We start from the raw sequence: 17,718 nt of genomic DNA on the forward strand, positions 1-17,718 counted from the left end.
ATCACTTGAACAACTTTGTTTTCTCCAAAGTAATTATCAAGAGAACGATGATTTGCTTCAACTACTTCGAAAGTAAAATATGCCAATAATTGACTGCGAAGACTACTCGCTTCCAAACATGGAACTTGCTATGCATGGATTAGCTGATGAGCTCGAACGCGCAGGTCGAGATCCATGTTCTGAACCAATTTCGTATTTAAATGTCTATTTTGGAGTGAATCACCTCCAAACGGAAAACGGTTATCCTTGGCACATTTGCGTTGCTCGTCCATTTGGATTTATTTGTGTTATATTCCATCATGTTAGACATGGGGATGTGCACAATACTGGTCATACTGAAATTGACGAAACTTTAGGTTTATGCGTTACACTTATGTGGACGTCAGATCAGCCAACCGAAGAAGAGCTGACTGATGTATTCCAAGCTGCAGACGAGATGACCCAAGCTATTGAGCTTTCAAGAGGAAGAGCTTTACCTCTTCCCTTTAAGCCAATGCAACTGCCTGATCGTTTTCCTGTAAAAACAATCAAACCTACTTCAAAAGCCGATGCGGATATCTACACCACGATATTTCGACACGATGGAAAAGGCAGCATCATTGCAGATACTATGCTGGCATTGACTGTCGGCATGCAGGTTGAAGCACTTGGTCCTCATAGCGACTTTTTCTCATCCCCAATGGCTCGCGCGATCCGTTTATCATCTATCTGGCAGCGCCGAGCAATCCGTGCAATTGGTATAGAAGAATGGACTGATGCTATTGTTGCGAGCAACGTTTGGTTGGAAACCTTTATGGTCCAACTTTCCACTATTCTGAATGATGCTAACGGAACACCTCTCGAAGAAGTTGAAAAACTGCTGATGCGGAAGGGACTAGCGGGATTTGTGAACCATACTTTGGGTTCTAAATTTTTGAAAGGTCGCTGGGATCAAACCTGTATCGATACCGAGTTCGGAGCCTGGCATGCAAACTGTTACCAACTGAGAAATAAAATTGTACATGCTGGATACATAGCTTCAAAAGCTGAGGCACTTCTAGCATATGACGCTGCGCACAATTTGGCTCACCACATCACTTTAAGAGCTTCAAAATTAAAAGAAAAAAAAATTGTTTCAATATTAGAACCTTTAATATCCATGGCATCATCACAGCCCAAAAGAGGCAATTAGTATTTTCAATTCACCACTCATCATCGCCTCTTAAAATAACCGCCTGATCTTCTGGCACAGCATCTGAATACCATTTCTCAATCATTTCAATAGAAGTGCGCATGTTTCTTGCAAGCCAATAGATGCTAACAGGTGGTGATCTTTGCAACTGCCAAGTGGCATAGGAATGCCGGAATGAATAGGTGGAATATTTCTCACCAAATGGATCATATAAAAGATCAGCAGCTTTCAGCAGACTATTTAGAGATGAATTTAAGCTGCCAATGCGTTTGCCCAAGTAATTGCAGAACAAGGGGTCGTCTTTACCGGGCCATCTTCCAAACTGAGTTTTGAATAATCGATACTGCCCTTCAAACCCATCATAGGATGTGCGCTTGGGTATGAACCGTTCTGGTCGCCGACCCTTACCATAAGCAAGGATCGTTATTTCTTGCTCTTTCATCGGCGTGTTTATTGCTTCTTTCATGCCTTCAATATGGCCCCAATTGAGATTAAACATCTCGCCGGGTCTCATGCCAGTTTCAGCAGCAATGATGATGAAGTTATTCAAAAGGAATCTCTCATAAAGCAGCTTTGGATTTTGCGGAACTTCGGCAATACGCTGCTCACTGAGCATCAGCAGTTTTTGATATTGGTCTTTTGTAAATGAGGGGCGTTTTGTAACTGGCACACGTCCCAATTCTAATTTGGGAATATCACCCTGTTTAAGATGCCCCTCTCTAACCGCATGTTTAAACACACCGCGCAAAAAGCTTGCTTCACGTTTTAATGTACTTGGAGATGCTTCAACGTGGCGCACGCGCATTCTAAGGTTGCGTCCAGCCCGTTCATGATTTTCAAATTCAATATCTTTGCCATCACCTGTTGTCCAAAATACTTTTCGCCAATCTAAATATTTGAGCAGATCATGATGGTGGATGGTTGAGATAGTTTGATTGCCAAAATAGGGAATGAAATATCTCTCAACTGTTGCTTTTGCATGTTTGGCATGACCCAATCGTTTGGGTTTGAGTTTTGCTTCTTCAAATAGCAAATCAATATAATCACATGCCAATTTATCAAAGCTGGCATTGCCTGTTAGCAATCCATTTTCGGCACGAATTTTGGTTTCCATATAGATATAGGCTGCTTTTTCATGCGCTTCTGCTTGATCATCGGTGCCAAGTCCAATTCGGAATTGGGGATGCCCAGCTAAGGTAAAGCGCACGCCATATGATCCGCTATCGCTCCGTTTGAAGACTGTATAATTGGATTTTGGTTTTCCCTGTTTGGCCATCAAATACATCATCACCAAAAAAAGCATTGGTGGTTCCCTGTGCTAGAACTGTGCTAAAACACGGATTTTGCAGATCGCTAAGTTATCGAAATAATTACATCTACAGGCATCTGTGCTAGTGGTGTGCTAGTTATAAAACAGGCTGAATCAGGTCTAAAGAAATATTTTTTACAAGCTAAATCAGTAAGTTAATGGCGCACCCGACAGGATTCGAACCTGTGGCCTCTGCCTTCGGAGGGATCAGGAATAGTTATTTTTGAATTCCCTTGAAATTACTTAAAATTGATATTATCATTATATTTCAATAATATATGACGTATTCAATTTACATACACTTATCGTAGTTTACTTGAAATTACCCGAAGCGTGCTGCCCCGGTGCTGCCCAGAGAAGTTTTATGACGAAGAAACGCCTTACTAAGAAAGTAGTCGATAATCTCGTAGCTAAAGAACGTGACTACGTAGAATGGTGCGGAGCTTTGGCCGGATTTGGTTGTCGCGTTCGCAAATCTGGAACCAAGACATTTATTGCCATGTATCGCATTGGCGGACGCAACGCACCCGTCAAGCGGGTTACCATCGGGCCTTATGGCAAACTTACAGTCGAAGAAGCTCGTAGTATGGCCGGTGAAGTTTTGGCGAAGGCCCGTTTGGGGGAGGATGTCGCAGAGATAAAAGCCAAAGAACGCGCGCAACTTACCATGACGCAATTATGTGACGAGTATTTAGAGCACGGTTGTGATCTGAAGAAAGCATCAACAATCGCGACGGATAAGGGACGCATTGAAGGGCATATCAAGCCACTTCTCGGTACTAAGCAGATTGGCAAGATAAAGCGAACAGACATTCAGAAGTTCTTGCGCGACGTTGCAACTGGCAAAACTGCAAGGGACAAGAAGACCGGGAAATTCGGGCGGTCGATTATTAAGGGCGGAAAAGGTACTGCAACACGGACCGTTCGTTTACTTGGCGGCATTTTAAGTTATGCGGTTCAACAAGGCTATATCGAAACAAACCCAAGAACCGGCGTAAAACTCTACCCTGACAACAAGGGGCAACGTTTTCTATCAGAAGAAGAGTTGCAACGTTTGGGGGATACTATGCGCGAGGCAGAAACAATTGGCCTACCTTGGATATTCAACGAAGGTAAGAAAACCAAACATCGGCCTAAAATCGAAGAAAACCGGCGCGAAATAATTTCACCACATGCTGTCGCAGCCGTCCGTTTAATTCTTTTAACAGGGTGTCGTGTTGGCGAAATTCTCAAACTCCGTTGGAATGAAGTTGATTTCGAACGTGGCTTATTACATCTGCCGGACTCTAAGACCGGCGCAAAGCCGGTTGTATTGGCGGCACCGGCTTTGGAAGTGCTAAGCACCCTACCCCGAACGGACGATTACGTTATATCGGGAGCTATTCCCGGCAAGCCCCGCTCGGACCTCAAGCGCCCATGGCAACGAATTTGTAACCATGCAAAATTAGAAGGCGTACGGTTGCATGACCTTCGACATACTTATGCGTCCGTTGGCGCTATGTCAGGCATGGGGCTTGGTGTTGTGGGCAAACTTCTAGGCCACCAAACACCTGAAACCACCGCACAATATTCCCACTTCGCCGATGATCCGTTGCGCCGTGCGTCTGAGACTATTGGGGGGAGTATTGCGGCGGCTTTGGCAGGAGGTAATTCCTCGAACGTTATTGACTTGACCCAACACAAAAAAGGTTCGTGAGCAATGGGGGTTTCAGTTGGCAGATACGAAATCGAGAATATCCCAATTTCGAAAAAAAGGCGAAAGCCCAAATTCCTGTTTGATATTGAATTGGCCAAAAAAACCTACGAAATGAAGGCCGCTAATCCAGGCGTCAGCTTGAACAAGATTGTCAACTCTTTGCTCGAGCAATATTTAAGTGATGATCAGTTGACTGATTTTGAATCTCACAAGCGTAGAATTTTAAGGAGAGTGAAGCTCATCGGCCATATATAATGTAGCGAAGTGGTCAGCACTTTTCCCAAGCCAACTATACAAATAGAGCCACTAGCTTCTGAATTTACCATGGCAGTTCAACCTTGTGTTCATAGCTTGGGCAAGGTTTAGGGCGTTTACCAAGCTTGAGTAGTTCAATTAGGTTTTGTTTGTCAATTTTGTAGATATATGCGTGATCTCTGCCATTATTGCGATCTATAAACCATAAACCGTGATTGCCAAAATCAAATACCACCATTGCATCCAATCGCGCCCATTCGGACAATAGTTGCGAGTATCCCGGAGATGTTTTATGAATTTCAACGCCATCTATGGTTCTCATATAACCTATCCACAATGCCCTTCGGAACTTTTCCCAACCAGTTTTAAGCCTTAGGCCGTCAACGATCCAACAGATATTAGGATAGAAGTTCGTCCGCGCTTCCACTTCCTCTCTACGGATAAGTGAATGCTGAAATTCTATAGCAAATCCATCCGGTACGAAGACATCCGCAATGTGCATTTCACCTGTTTCATCCCTTTGACTATATTCCTGCCACTCGGCGGGAAATTCATTTTTCCAAGCCCTATGCCAAGGTGTTTCTTTCTCCCAATTGCAGTCGCGTTTTTTCCGCCTTTTGTGCGCCCAATGATTAATTTTAATAGGTCCACATTTTGGAATCATACCGTTGCCACAATGAGGACAAGTGCCAATCAAGTTAATCGAAGCTTCTGTGCGGATATTATTTACCAATGCGTATTTCATCTACTAGAGGTAGTATTGTTGGCGCGCTATTCAAGTTTTGTGGGCGTCGATGTGATCTCAACACCTGTGCAATAGTATTCTATACTAGAGCATGTAAGATATTTCAGCGTCGTAGGATTGGATCGTATTTTGAATGTCCTATTATTAGTTTCAGTTTGATTTTACTCCTTGGGAATAACTTGAAAAGGATTCCCATGACTGATCAACAATATCTGAGACGTGAACAAGCCGCCACCTACCTTCAAGAACGCTACGGTGCCTACACACCTGAAACTCTCGCCAAGTTGGCGACTGTTGGCGGCGGTCCGCCGTTTGTAAAGTTCGATCGCTTTCCGCTTTATCTTCCTGAGGATTTAGACGTGTGGGCAAAAGGCAGAATGTCAAAACTGGTTCATTCAACATCTGAACTCGGACCGGAAAGCTAATCAATGTCGGAAGGTAAGAGTTGGCAAAACCTGCCAATGGTTTTGCGTGAATATGATCAATGGGTTGTATGGAAGTTAGAAGACCGGGAAGGCACGAAGCCGACCAAAGTACCCTATAGTGCGACTACGGGGCGCATGGCGTCCGTTACCGACCCTTCGACGTGGGCAACGTTTGAACAAGCGGTAGCGTGTGCAGAAGCGCAGAACATGACGTATTCGGGTATCGGCTTTGTGTTCACAGAAACGGACCCGTTCGCGGGCGTTGATCTTGACGACACGAAGGGCGACGAAAGCGCCTTACGCACGCAACTTAAGATATTCGAAATGTTCAACAGCTACGCCGAACGTTCGCCGTCCGGTACAGGCTTGCACATTATTTGCCGGGGCCACATTCCGAACGGACGTAGACGCGGTAGCGTAGAACTGTATAGTTCCGACCGCTTCTTTACCATGACGGGCGACGTATACCTTAACGCGCCTGTGCGTGAATGCCAGACGCTTGTAAGCACCCTATGGCACCAACTAGGCGGACAGATTGAAACGTACGTACACGGCGGCGACCTTGTAGAGAAAATGACCGACGCCGAAATAATCGAGAAGGCGTCTAACGCAGTCAACGGCGACAAGTTCGTATCGCTGCATACTGGCGATTGGGAGCACCAATACCCTTCTCAGTCGGAAGCCGACCAAGCGTACATGAACTTCTTAGCGTTCTATTCGCAGCACCGCACGCAGCTTATGCGGTTGTTCCGCCAAAGCCCGCTAGGCCAGCGCGAAAAGGCACAGCGCAACGGATACCTTAACTACACAATCAACAAAGCACTCGACCGCATGTTGCCGCCTATCGACCTTGACGGGTTCAAGAACGCAGCCGAAGAAGCTATAGCAGCGATCAAGGCACAGAACGCCCCGGCACCTGTGAGCACGCCTGCCATTGATCTAAGCGCCCAAATAACCCGCGCCCTTACCCCGGCAAGCCCCGCTAAGCCTGCCATGGTTTCGCCCCCGATACCGGCCCCGGCCATGCCTACAAAGACCATAGACCAACCGCCCGGATTGCTAGGCGAACTATCGGACTTTATCTATAGGTCTGCGCCGCGCCCTGTACCTGAAATTGCGCTTGCGGGCGCAATCGGTCTTATGGCTGGCGTGTGTGGTCGTAGCTACAACGTATCCGCTACCGGCCTTAACATGTACCTGTTGCTACTGGCACCGACCGGCACAGGTAAAGAGGCTATGCAATCGGGTATAAGTACGTTCATGTCGTACGTTGAACGCGGCGGCATAGTAGGCAAAACAGCGCTTAACGCCATGCCAGCCGTGAGCGAATTTACCGGCCCGGCGGAAATATCCAGCGGGCAAGCTCTACTAAAGTTCATACAGAAGCAACGTAGTTTTGTTTCGGTCGTTGGCGAATTCGGCCTAGCTATGCAACGCCTCGCACACCCACGGGCAACGTCATCCGACATTCTGTTAAAAAAGGTATTACTCGATCTATTCAACAAATCAGGAATGGGCAACGTTCTTAAGCCAATGATATACAGCGACAAGGACAAGAACACCGAAGACGTGCTTGCCCCTGCATTTACGTTGTTAGGAGAAAGTACACCCGAAAGTTACTTCAACAACTTAGATGAAAGTCTTGTAGCCGATGGCCTATTACCGCGAATACTGACAATCACCTACGAAGGCAAACGCCCACATCTTAACACCGATCACGCGTCTGCGGTTCCTTCGATGGATACGGTGGGTAAATTCTGCGCTTTGTGCGACAATAGCCTTAAGTTGAATTCCCACAATCACGCTATGAATGTTGAGTACACGCCTGAAGCTAGATTATTTCTAGACAGGATAGAAGAATACACAACTGACCAAATCAACTCACCAGATCAACGTGACGTAATCCGGCACCTTTGGAACCGCGCGCACCTTAAGACGCTTAAGCTCGCTGCGTTAGTGGCTGTCGGCTGCAACCCTTCGCAACCGGTTATCAGCAAAGGTAACGCGCAGTGGGCCTATGATGTAGTTGAGCGCGATGTGCTTAAGATCAGCAACCAATTTGAAACAGGAGATATAGGACGCAATAGCGAGCAAACCAAACAAATCGCAGATATAAAACGCGTGATCTCACAGTACCTTTGCGACGGTTTTGAAAAAGCAAGCAAGTATGGAGTTAAACGCAATCTCTACGAAGCAAGAGTCATTCCCCACAGCTACGTATCAAAACGCCTCTTGAATATGGCATCATTTAAACATGACAAAATCGGTGCTAACGCAGCTCTAAAACGGGCGCTTCAAATTCTGCAAGATGATGGTGTACTTGTTGAAGTAGGGCGTGGCGACCTGAGCAAATTCAAGACAACTGGTCGTGGCTTTATGTTGAGCGACAACTCATTACTTGCCAACGATAAATAATATTAGGTCGGGCTACCAATAATAATCTCCATAACAATCTGAAAATACTAAGAAAATCCAAGCTCATTACTGTATTAACAATATTATGAGACCACCTATACGTAAATTAAAAATGCATATTCTTGCCTGTGGGCAATTCGACTTAATATTCCTAATATCATAATAATATTACATTTTATTATTTATTATCAAAGCGATACCAATATTACGCTTCTTCTTAAACTGTAATAATTTCTTTGATGACGCAGTTAGCGCACTTTTTTGAAAGTGTAACCTTTTGCTTGTTCAATCCGCATTATTTCCTTTCGCACGCCCCGCCAATAACCTATCTGGTAGCTGTCACAATCACGAATAGCCCGATTCTCTTTCTCCACCGCGTGGGAAAATGCATCATCGGAATATTTAACATACAGACTTTCGATTTCTTGTTGAATGGCGACACGATCAAGTAGCACGGGTCGCAGATAACATTGCAAAAGTTCAATTAAAACCGCTCCCCATATTGGAGAGAGGCAAACAACTAGAATCGCGAACCAACCCATTGACGAATAACCTTGTTCTGTTGTTAGTACATTTTGTACTTATAACAGAACAAAGGATACATAGCCATAACGTAGTTAATCGAGAACATAATGTTCTCATGGATATATTTGCAAAACGACTAAAAGAACGAGCGAAACAGCTTGGTGTTTCAAATTCTGAAGCCGCTCGTCGCGCTGGTTTAGAAGAAAGAAGATACGGCCACTACGTAACTGGTCGAAATGAACCTGATCTAGCTACTTTGAAACGAATAGCCGAAGCTCTTGGTACAACGCCAAATTGGCTGCTCGGCGTGGTTGATTTAAATGAATTTGACACTGAAAAGGTGCAGCTTGTAGAAAGATTTATAAACTCTGCAAATATTTTGGAACCGTCAGAACTTAATCAATTAATACTTCAGGTAGAAGCGGTAGCTGCTGCAAAAGGCAATGTAAAGAAAGAATCTTAATGGCCAACGAAGAATTTCTAGAACGCTTTATTCGCGAAAACCAAGCTGGACTAGATGGCGGAATTATAGCTTTAGATCACGACAAGAAAAATGTCGTATATGTCGCCCTAAATAAAAAATACCGTCTGACGGATCCCGAAGAATTTGTTCGTGCAAGTGCCTATGTATCGTTAGTGCTCGATTACGGCTACTCCCGAGAACAAATAGAAATCGAATTCACCGTTCCGCATCGCGTACCAAATATCCATTCGGATATAGTGGTATTCAAGGATAAAGCCAAGAAAACGCCGTATATTGTCGTTGAATGTAAGCGCGAAGAGGCTAGCCAGGGTGAACTCGACCAAGCTGTTGAACAAGGCTTTGGATACGCTAATTCCTTAAAGGCTGACTTCATGTGGATGACTTCGGGTATCCGCAACGACTATTATAAGGTCTCGGGTTTTGGTGGCACCGAACGAGTCGAAAATCGTATCGCAGATCTTCCCAAAGAAGGGAATGAAGAAGCATCGCGCGCAAAATACACCAAGGGAGGCAAAGAGGGGTTTGAGCTTGAGATTGTTGAAGAAACCGAACTTACGCGAAAGTTCAAACAAGCCCATGATGCACTGTGGGCAGGCGGAAAACGGAACCCTTCGGAGGCTTTTGATGAACTCGACAAACTGATATTCTGCAAAATTTGGGATGAAAAAACACCACGCAAGCCCGGAGAGGCTTATGATTTTCAAGTGTTTACAGATGATAAAGGCAACGCACTCAAGCAGCGCATCCAAAAACTATATGAAAAAGGCCGCGAAAGAGACGAAGAGGTCTTCAAGGAAGACATTCGCCTTTCAAACTCCGAACTTCAAACCGTAGTTGGTTACCTAGCCGGTACGGACCTTGGCAATACTGACCTCGATAGTAAAGGTCGCGCGTTTGAAACCTTCATGACTGGTTTCTTTCGAGGTGAATTTGGTCAATATTTCACCCCGCGTAACATCGTGAAATTTATCGTTGACGCTTTGCCGATCACTCATGACTCTGTTGTCATTGATACGTCATGCGGTAGCGGTGGCTTTCTGCTTCACGCACTCGATAAGGTACGCCGAGAGGCCGACAAAATGGCTGAAGATGGCTACTTTGGACCAAAATCTGTACAACACCACAAGCATTGGCACGACTTCGCCGAAAACAACCTATTTGGCATCGAAATTTCTGAGGGTATCGCCCGCACGGCAAAGATGAATATGATCATCCATGACGATGGCCATACAAACGTTATTGCCTTCGACGGACTTGATTCAATCGGCACAATGCGTGACCGGATGAAAAACCAAGGTTTCAAACCGAACAGCTTTGACTATATCATCACGAACCCACCCTTCGGTTCTAAGGTGAAGCTGAACGAGAAGCGCTACCTCGAAGACTATGATCTTGGCTGCAAAGACATAGATTGGATCGACGCCAAGCTGAAGAACATTACCGTCAAACAGAAGAAGGTCGGCGAGAAGGATTTCATCCGTCGCAACCTCTTGGAAAAGGCGCGAGATCAGCAAACAACCGAAGTGCTGTTCATCGAACAATGCCATCGTTTCTTGAAACCGGGCGGCTATATGGCAATGGTCATACCAGATAGCATCCTGACGAATTCTAGTATGCAGTATGTGCGTGATTGGATCGAAGAACATTGGCGCATTGTCAGCGTCGTATCGCTTCCGCAATTTGCTTTTGCCGCTAATGGCGCGGGCGTGAAAAGTTCTGTTCTTTTTCTGCGCAAGCATGACGAGGCAACAACCATTGCCATTCAGCGCACCAAGGAAAAGGCGCAAGACGCAATTCATGGACGGGAAGATGGCGGCAAGGCGCTAGAAAAACTGATCAAAGAAAAGGCGGCGAAGCTGAAAAAAGGCGATACCACCATTCAACAAACAAACCAAGAGCTTGTCGCAAAACTGGACGCATTGAAAGCCCAAGGGAATTTGACGGCGGATGCCACGCGCAAGCTGAAGGCCGAAGCGGATAAGGCGAAGAAGGCGCATGAGGCCACCGAAGCTTATAAGCTATGGAAAGCTGCAACATCGGAACAATATAATGAACAGATCGCCACGATGCGCGAAACGTTGAACGATGAGTTCTTAGCCACAGTGAAGGCCAAGGTTACAGACTATGAAATCTTCATGGCGATTGCTGAAGACATTGGCTACGACGCGACGGCCCGCGTTACAGCTAAAAATGAACTTGATTCTGTAGCCGCTGAGCTAGGTAAGTTTATTGAACATATCGAAAAAGGGGGACCGCGCCCTTTTGCCTAAGCCCTAGCTTAGATGAAGAAAAATACTTCATCACAAGTTGGGGCAGACTTACCGGCAAACTGATGCCTCGCCTTTACTCGCCAAGTGTTCAGGTGTTTTTTGATCGCTTGTGGCGCGCTGATGGCGCTAGGTATCTGCGAGAACTCATCGCAAATGGCGCGTATGGCGCTCTTCCACCTGGCGATAGCTACGCGCCAGACCTACCAATAAAATTCGTTAGGTCTGCCGAATTGAAACCAAGTTTGGATATTGATCTAGATTCATGCCCACAAGTTGCGCAAGAATATTTCATCCCAAAAGCTCGTGCTCGCAAGGACGACATTCTGCTTGCTGTTAAGGGGGCAACAATCGCGTCCAAAAAGTCAGTCGCGCATGTTAAGGAAGACATCGGCGACGCGATTGTGAACGGTTCCATTTTTCGTATGCAGGCAAAGGAAGGCGTGAATGCTCGCTTCTTAGCAGTAGCTCTTTCAACGGAATTTGCAAAACGCCAGATGAAGCTTGCACTCGTGGCAAACAATGGCGTCGACTATCTGGACAAATCGCTCATACATAAGCTTGTCATACCGACGCCTGAAATTGGGAAGCAAGATCTGATTGTAGCCCGCTACGATGTAGCCACCCAAAAAAGCTATGAGTACACCCGAAAAGCCGAAGCATTGCTTGCCTCTATCGATGACTACTTACTTTCTGAACTTGGTATCGTGCTTCCGCTAAAACCGGATAACACAATCGCCAATCGTATGTTCCGAACAAACGCCCATGCACTTGGTGGATGGCGATTTGATCCACTTTTCCATTCATTCAAGCTTTGGCATGCAATTGAGGCATCGCCCACACCCAGCGCGAATCTTGGCGTCCATTGTAGGTTGGTGAAATCTGGTTTTGCAGCCGGTGGTGGCGTGCAACTTCACGACGACGACGGGATTATTCAGATTCGACCGACCAATATAGGTTCAGATCGTCAATTAAAATTTGATCGCAATATTTATCTTGATCGAAGCATTTTAACCAAACAACCAACTGACGTTCTTCAAAGAAGAGAAGTGCTTTTCAACAACACGAACAGCCAAGAGCAAGTCGGCAAGACGGTGTTTTTTGACATCGATGGTGCCTTCGTATGCTCCAACCATATTACGCGCATCGCGACCAACGAAGCAGAACTGGTACCGGAATACCTAGCCGCCGTTCTGAACACCTATCAGCGCTTGAAGGTTTTCTACAGCATTTGTACGAATTGGAACAACCAATCCGGCGTCAATGTTGATCTACTGCGTAAGCTTACGATACCTTTCCCTTCAATTAAAAAGCAACAGATAATAGCGGATGAGATCGGCAAAACCTTCAATCAAGCCAATTCCTTACGCCAAGAAGCAAATCATACATTGGAGAAAGCTAAGGCAGAAATTGAGGCAATCTTGTTGGGGGATGCAGCATGAGCACAGTTTTCAACGGCGCGTTCGCCCCATCCATTGGTGGATTTCTAACAGTGCGCGGATATGCTCGTCTCTCGGATATCGCTAAGTGCTCCTTCGCCGACGAGGCATACCAAAGAGAGCTAAAGAGTGAACATGTAGAAGATATCGCTCATTTTTATGATGAAGGCGAATATCTATTTTTCCCAGAGGTCATTCTTTCAGCAAAGCTGGAGATCATTTACGATGATGCGATTTATAATCAAATTGCGGGTGTCGGTAACTTGGGCACTCTTCAATCATTATTAGATGGGGCCACGTTTGAGTCTAATCTGAACGGACTCAAAATTAGACCTTATAAAAAAGAAAAGTCTGGTATCCAACGTTTTTCTGTTACTGTGCCTGATGATGAGAAACCTCTTAGGCGAATTGATGGGAACCATAGGTTAACCGCCTATGAACGCCTAAATGACAATAAATATGATAGTTATGTTGCACCTTTCTGCATAATCTTGCTCGATGAAAGGGACGCAGCAAGGAATGAAAAAGCGTTATTTCATAACATTAACTCAAAAGCTTTGCCTCTCACATCTGAGGAAGCACTTGCTGGTATCATTGACGATACAAAAGGATTCCCAGACAGCGAATTAAATGATCGATTTGGATCAGAATATCTTCAATGCCGTCAACTTTCAAAACAGTTAGATTTTACCTACTTGCCAAATATCAAAAATGTCTTTGGCAAGATCGAAGGGCAAGATGAATGTGCCCGGTCGGTGCTGATCCAGTCCTTGCAAGACGTACGCAAACAAATTGGCACGAAAATGTCGTTAGACATCGAAGCGATTTTCGAATCTATCAAACGCATCAATGATACGTATGGCGACAAACGATTGCAGGCGTCTACCGCGCAAGGACTTTTCGCTGCTTTTCTGTTTTTCCAACTGAATGAAGATCGATCACGTGGCAACTATGAGCAGTTCACCAATTGGGTATTACGGACGCATCAATATGAATTGCGATCCATCAATACCGAAGACCTGATCAAGATTTTCGGTAAGATTGCTCAATCGCGCAAACGGCAGGTGTTTGTATCGATGCAGTTCACCGAAGACACAAAGCCTAATTTCGAGGCAATAAAAAATGCCGTGGACGATCTCAACAAGACTCATGAGCTCGATATCGAAATTAGGCCAATTCGCATCGATCAATTCGATACCGGATTTTCCTATGAGATCAACGCGGAAGTGTTGCGTCTGATCGAGGATTCCGGCCTGCTCATTGCGGACCTGACCCATGGCAACAAGAACGTTTATCAGGAAATTGGTTACCTAATGGGATTGAACCAAGGCAAAGGCCTTGGCCACGAGAACTTCCTCTTAGTCCACAATGGTTCAATTGGCGACGTCCAGAAGGACATCGGCTTCAACATTGCTGGCATAAAACAATTGCGTCGTGATGACACGAACGCACTTCGCGAGGCTATAAAAGAACAAGTAGCCAAGTTTTATGGATTGGCTGATCATGAATAACAAAGACGCGACTAAGATAGAAAAATTCTTCTGCAATGACTGTGGGCAGAAAACTCGACATTTCATCCGTTCGGAGCATTCAACTACATCGCATGATGAATATGAGGTGGTCAGTTCAACGCAAAGGCTTTTAATCATCGAGTGTTGCGGGTGCGAACACCTGGCACTGGTCAAAAAAACTCATTTTTCTGAAGATGTGGAATATTCTTATCATCCAGTCACCCGAGAAGAAATAATTGAACCTATTTGGCAAGAAACTATTTATCCTCCCGTCACCTATCGTAGACCACCGCCTTGGTTTGAGGACTTACCGGACGATACATTAAGGGAAATTTCCGAGGAGATTTATAAATCGTTACAATCTGAATCGCTTTATCTGGCCACTTTCGGATCAAGAACACTTATTGACCGACTCATTGTCTTAACCGTAGGCGATCAAGGGAACTTTCGAAATGGACTTCGCAAACTAGAAGACGAAGGTATGTTATCAGTGCACGAAAGTGACATTCTCAAACCGGTTTTAGAAGCGGGAAATGCTGCGGCCCATCGTGGTTGGTCACCAAATAAAGATCAAATTGAGATAATTTTGAATACCGTTGAAAACCTCATACTGCGGTTGCTTGTTCTTCCCAAACTCTCAGAAGAGCTAGATGACGCCGTACCAAGTCGCAACGGTAAGGCAAAATCGAAGCCGAAAAAGCCATACGTAACCATTGAAAAAAAGATCAACGCAGCGCCCATTAGCCTTCGCACCGTTTATGACGCATTAGCAGAGAAGTTAAGAACACTAGGTGCTGATGTGACTGTTCATCCAAAAAAGCACTATATGGCATTTAGAAGAAAACGAAATTTTGCATCCGTTCAAATTTATAATCAAAATCACGTACTCAAGGTTTATCTGAGTCTTGACCCAGATGAAGTAGAAATTGATGGTTCATTTATGCGTGATGTCAGAAAGATTGGCCACTTTGGAACAGGCAACTTGGAAATTACAATAAAATCCAAAAAAGACATAGACAAAGTTTATGACCTCCTAGAAGCAAGTTACGCCGCTTCTTAAAAATTGAAAGTTGGAAGAAAGTGTGCTGCCCCGGTGCTGCCCACAGGTTTTTACAAGAAACATAAAAAAATCTAACCCATTGAAAACATTGGCGCACCCGGCAGAATTCGAATCTGCGACCTCTGCCTTCGGAGGGCAGCGCTCTATCCAGCTGAGCTACGGGTGCATTTGTGTTGATATATTTTAGCAACAAAGATTACATAACCGAACAAACGATACTCATCAATCGTGATTTTGATTATTTTTGCTTTGGTAGCCAAATTCGATCGTTTATTAATGCTGAAGTAAAAAATGACCCAATAATGGGCCATCTTTCCAATCTAGGTCATGTATTCAGATTGGCTTAGTAACTGTACCCGACACCACTTTCGATAGCGCGTGCAAGAGACACCTCCGGCCAGCGCCCCTCGCCGCCACGTTTTCTGATTTCCGCAAGTTGCATTTTAGCGCCAATCTTATCCCCACTCTCAACAAGCCCCTGCCCCATATAAGATCTTGCAAGTAAGTTGTTAGGATCTGCCGCTAGCGCTTCTTTGTAGTAGCTCATACCAAGTTCGATATTGCCAGCCTTGCGGTTTGTAAAACCATAATATGTTAATACGCGCGTATCTTTCTGGTCGCTCATAGCTGCTAGTACGGTTAGCGCTTGCGCGTAACGCCCAGCATAGGCCAATTCACGAACAGCATCGTAGCGAATATGATCTGTTAAAAGGTCACTTTTTGCATCAAGGCATGATTTAGTTTCCTTATGCCAAACTTTACCGTCTTTACATTTCTTAGATGTTTTTGTCTTTGCAGGCGGTGAATCATTGCTGGAATCTGAGCCGGCAGCAAACGCTGCGGATGGGATAGATAATACAAGGGCAAGTACAAGCGTTTTAATCATAACCGTTTCCTTTAAGTTTGCTTATCTATTCGACTTCATAAATAAACTCGATAGCCGTAAGATTAGCTTTTTCAATATTCATTACGATAGAGTTACGTTGCAGGATCGATATTTATTCGATAAAAAATGAAAATACTAAATTTGGCAAATTGTGGTTATGTATTGAATAAACTACACCATTGGTGCGTATGTAATATAACAACGTCTTTAATGAGGACAGTATTTCGAGGCTCTGCGTGAAACCAAATCAGTTCAAAACAGAGTTGATTGCACTTCTTCCAAGGTTAAAGCGTTATGCTTTGACACTTACTCGTGCGACTGGAGATGCCGACGACTTATTGCAGGACACCTGCACGCAGGCTCTTGCAAATTGGAAAAAGTACGACCCATCACAACCTTTGGATAGATGGGCATTTACAATCATGAGAAATGGTTGGTTCAGTGAACAGCGCAAACGAAAAGTTAGAATGGGAAGTGGCCAAACGCCGATAGAAGACATGCATGACTTATCTGACAACCACAATGCAGATGAACATTTATATGCAAACCAGGTCGGTAATGTTGTCCAAAAACTACCGGCAGATTTATCGAGCACATTATTGCTCGTGGCGAAAGAAGGCTATTCCTACAAAGAAGCAGCACAGGCACTTGATGTGCCAGTTGGAACAATTATGAGCAGAATACATCGCGCACGCCAGATGGTCAGTCAGTCCCTTAATCGGGGCTCCGAGCGAGGAGATAAACATGAGTAAAGATTATACCAAGCTCAGCGCCTATATTGACGGCGAACTCACGCCAGAAGAAGTGATCGAAATACAATCCCTACTTGGCAGTGATTCAGATTTCGCAAACGAATTGAAGTTCCTTGAAGCGGCCGACCTTGCTGCAAACTCAGACTTTGATGAGATGCTCAACGAACCGATATCACCAAACCTCATTGCACAAATTCAAGCAACTGAATTAGGACCATCCGTACCAGTCGCTGCAAATTCCAATTTCAAATGGAGATCCATGGCTGCGGCGGCGCTTTTCATGCTCGTTGGCGGGGTCGGCGGATATGTTATTAATGAACAAACCGCACCTGATGTACAAATCGCTGCGTCCAAAAACTGGTTAGAATATGTGGCCGGATATCATGGCATTTATGCCGGGCAAAAACGCCACCTTGTTGAAGTCGCCGCAAGTGAAAGCGAACATATCAAAAACTGGCTTAGCAAAACCACCAATGTCGGGTTTTCAATTCCAGACCTGTCTCAACATGGTTTGGAATTTCGTGGCGCAAGATTACTGGCCGTCAAATCTCAGCCTGTTGCACAATTGATGTTTACAGATAAAAACGGTGCCGTTGTTGCAATTTGTTTTAAGCAAGGTGCAAATGGTGCGATGGGCTCTGAGGTTTTTGAAGAAAATCAGATCGATGATTTTGATATTATCTCTTGGAATGAGCGCTCTGCTAACTTTCTTGTCATCGGCGATGCGGAACAAAACCAATTGAAAGATATTGCAGACACAGTTCGGTTGAGCATATAA

15 protein-coding genes and 2 tRNA genes are annotated in these 17,718 nt (G+C 44.9%); 11 read left to right on the top strand and 6 right to left on the bottom strand.

Annotated features, from left to right (window positions below; genetic code table 11):
• Positions 1–79: 79 nt before the first annotated feature.
• Positions 80–1,171, top strand: coding sequence for a hypothetical protein (locus G3W54_RS05650; RefSeq protein ID WP_162652135.1), 1,092 nt, complete (start codon positions 80–82; stop codon positions 1,169–1,171).
• A gap of 10 nt (positions 1,172–1,181) precedes the next feature.
• On the opposite strand, the gene G3W54_RS05655 is transcribed toward G3W54_RS05650, so the two are convergent.
• Entirely contained in the window at positions 1,182–2,474 is a 1,293-nt protein-coding gene (locus G3W54_RS05655) for a site-specific integrase (RefSeq protein ID WP_162652136.1), read from the bottom strand.
• 165 nt (positions 2,475–2,639) lie between these two features.
• Positions 2,640–2,723 (bottom strand) — tRNA-Arg (locus G3W54_RS05660).
• 121 nt (positions 2,724–2,844) lie between these two features.
• On the opposite strand from G3W54_RS05660, the gene G3W54_RS05665 reads away from it, so the two are divergent.
• Positions 2,845–4,176 carry a site-specific integrase gene (locus G3W54_RS05665; protein ID WP_162652137.1) on the top strand — a complete coding sequence of 444 codons (1,332 nt, stop codon included), beginning with the start codon at positions 2,845–2,847 and terminating at the stop codon, positions 4,174–4,176.
• A 319-nt stretch (positions 4,177–4,495) separates the two neighbouring features.
• Here the strand turns inward: G3W54_RS05665 and G3W54_RS05670 are convergent, their stop codons facing one another.
• Positions 4,496–5,164, bottom strand: a complete 669-nt coding sequence (locus G3W54_RS05670) for a competence protein CoiA family protein (protein ID WP_162652138.1) — start codon at positions 5,162–5,164, stop codon at positions 4,496–4,498.
• Positions 5,165–5,370: 206 nt separating this feature from the next.
• Between G3W54_RS05670 and G3W54_RS05675 the strand changes: the two genes are divergently transcribed.
• Both G3W54_RS05675 and G3W54_RS05680 read left to right on the top strand, forming a co-directional pair.
• Positions 5,371–5,601, top strand: a complete 231-nt coding sequence (locus tag G3W54_RS05675) for a hypothetical protein (protein WP_162652139.1) — start codon at positions 5,371–5,373, stop codon at positions 5,599–5,601.
• 696 nt (positions 5,602–6,297) lie between these two features.
• Complete coding sequence (locus tag G3W54_RS05680) at positions 6,298–8,016, top strand: hypothetical protein (protein ID WP_197742796.1); 1,719 nt, start codon at positions 6,298–6,300, stop codon at positions 8,014–8,016.
• A 248-nt stretch (positions 8,017–8,264) separates the two neighbouring features.
• Here the strand turns inward: G3W54_RS05680 and G3W54_RS05685 are convergent, their stop codons facing one another.
• Positions 8,265–8,558: a hypothetical protein gene (locus G3W54_RS05685; RefSeq protein WP_162652141.1), complete on the bottom strand. Its 294-nt coding sequence runs from the start codon at positions 8,556–8,558 to the stop codon at positions 8,265–8,267.
• A gap of 98 nt (positions 8,559–8,656) precedes the next feature.
• On the opposite strand from G3W54_RS05685, the gene G3W54_RS05690 reads away from it, so the two are divergent.
• The 5 genes from G3W54_RS05690 to G3W54_RS05710 all read left to right on the top strand — a co-directional run bounded on the left by G3W54_RS05690 (position 8,657) and on the right by G3W54_RS05710 (position 15,302).
• Positions 8,657–9,004, top strand: a complete 348-nt coding sequence (locus tag G3W54_RS05690; protein WP_162652142.1) for a helix-turn-helix transcriptional regulator — start codon at positions 8,657–8,659, stop codon at positions 9,002–9,004.
• Positions 9,004–11,295 (top strand): N-6 DNA methylase, encoded by a 2,292-nt coding sequence (locus tag G3W54_RS05695; RefSeq protein WP_162652143.1) that lies wholly within the window; start codon positions 9,004–9,006, stop codon positions 11,293–11,295. Before G3W54_RS05690 ends, G3W54_RS05695 begins: the two co-directional genes overlap by 1 nt.
• Before the next feature lie 62 nt (positions 11,296–11,357).
• A complete protein-coding gene (locus G3W54_RS05700; RefSeq protein ID WP_162652144.1) occupies positions 11,358–12,734 on the top strand; it encodes a restriction endonuclease subunit S in 1,377 nt (458 codons plus the stop codon).
• Positions 12,731–14,242, top strand: a complete 1,512-nt coding sequence (locus G3W54_RS05705) for a hypothetical protein (protein WP_162652145.1) — start codon at positions 12,731–12,733, stop codon at positions 14,240–14,242. The genes G3W54_RS05700 and G3W54_RS05705 overlap by 4 nt, the downstream gene beginning before the upstream one ends.
• Complete coding sequence (locus G3W54_RS05710; RefSeq protein ID WP_162652146.1) at positions 14,235–15,302, top strand: DUF5655 domain-containing protein; 1,068 nt, start codon at positions 14,235–14,237, stop codon at positions 15,300–15,302. The genes G3W54_RS05705 and G3W54_RS05710 overlap by 8 nt, the downstream gene beginning before the upstream one ends.
• Positions 15,303–15,391: 89 nt before the next feature.
• Here G3W54_RS05710 and G3W54_RS05715 read toward each other — a convergent pair.
• Both G3W54_RS05715 and G3W54_RS05720 read right to left on the bottom strand, forming a co-directional pair.
• Positions 15,392–15,468 (bottom strand) — tRNA-Arg (locus G3W54_RS05715).
• A gap of 177 nt (positions 15,469–15,645) precedes the next feature.
• A complete protein-coding gene (locus tag G3W54_RS05720; RefSeq protein ID WP_162652147.1) occupies positions 15,646–16,188 on the bottom strand; it encodes a hypothetical protein in 543 nt (180 codons plus the stop codon).
• 236 nt (positions 16,189–16,424) lie between these two features.
• Between G3W54_RS05720 and G3W54_RS05725 the strand changes: the two genes are divergently transcribed.
• Together G3W54_RS05725 and G3W54_RS05730 are read left to right on the top strand one after the other, a co-directional pair.
• On the top strand, positions 16,425–16,940 hold the full coding sequence (locus tag G3W54_RS05725; RefSeq protein ID WP_162652148.1) for an RNA polymerase sigma factor: 516 nt from the start codon (positions 16,425–16,427) through the stop codon (positions 16,938–16,940).
• A complete protein-coding gene (locus G3W54_RS05730) occupies positions 16,933–17,718 on the top strand; it encodes an anti-sigma factor (RefSeq protein WP_162652149.1) in 786 nt (261 codons plus the stop codon). Before G3W54_RS05725 ends, G3W54_RS05730 begins: the two co-directional genes overlap by 8 nt.

Source organism: Lentilitoribacter sp. Alg239-R112, from assembly GCF_900537175.1.
GTDB lineage: Bacteria > Pseudomonadota > Alphaproteobacteria > Rhizobiales > Rhizobiaceae > Lentilitoribacter.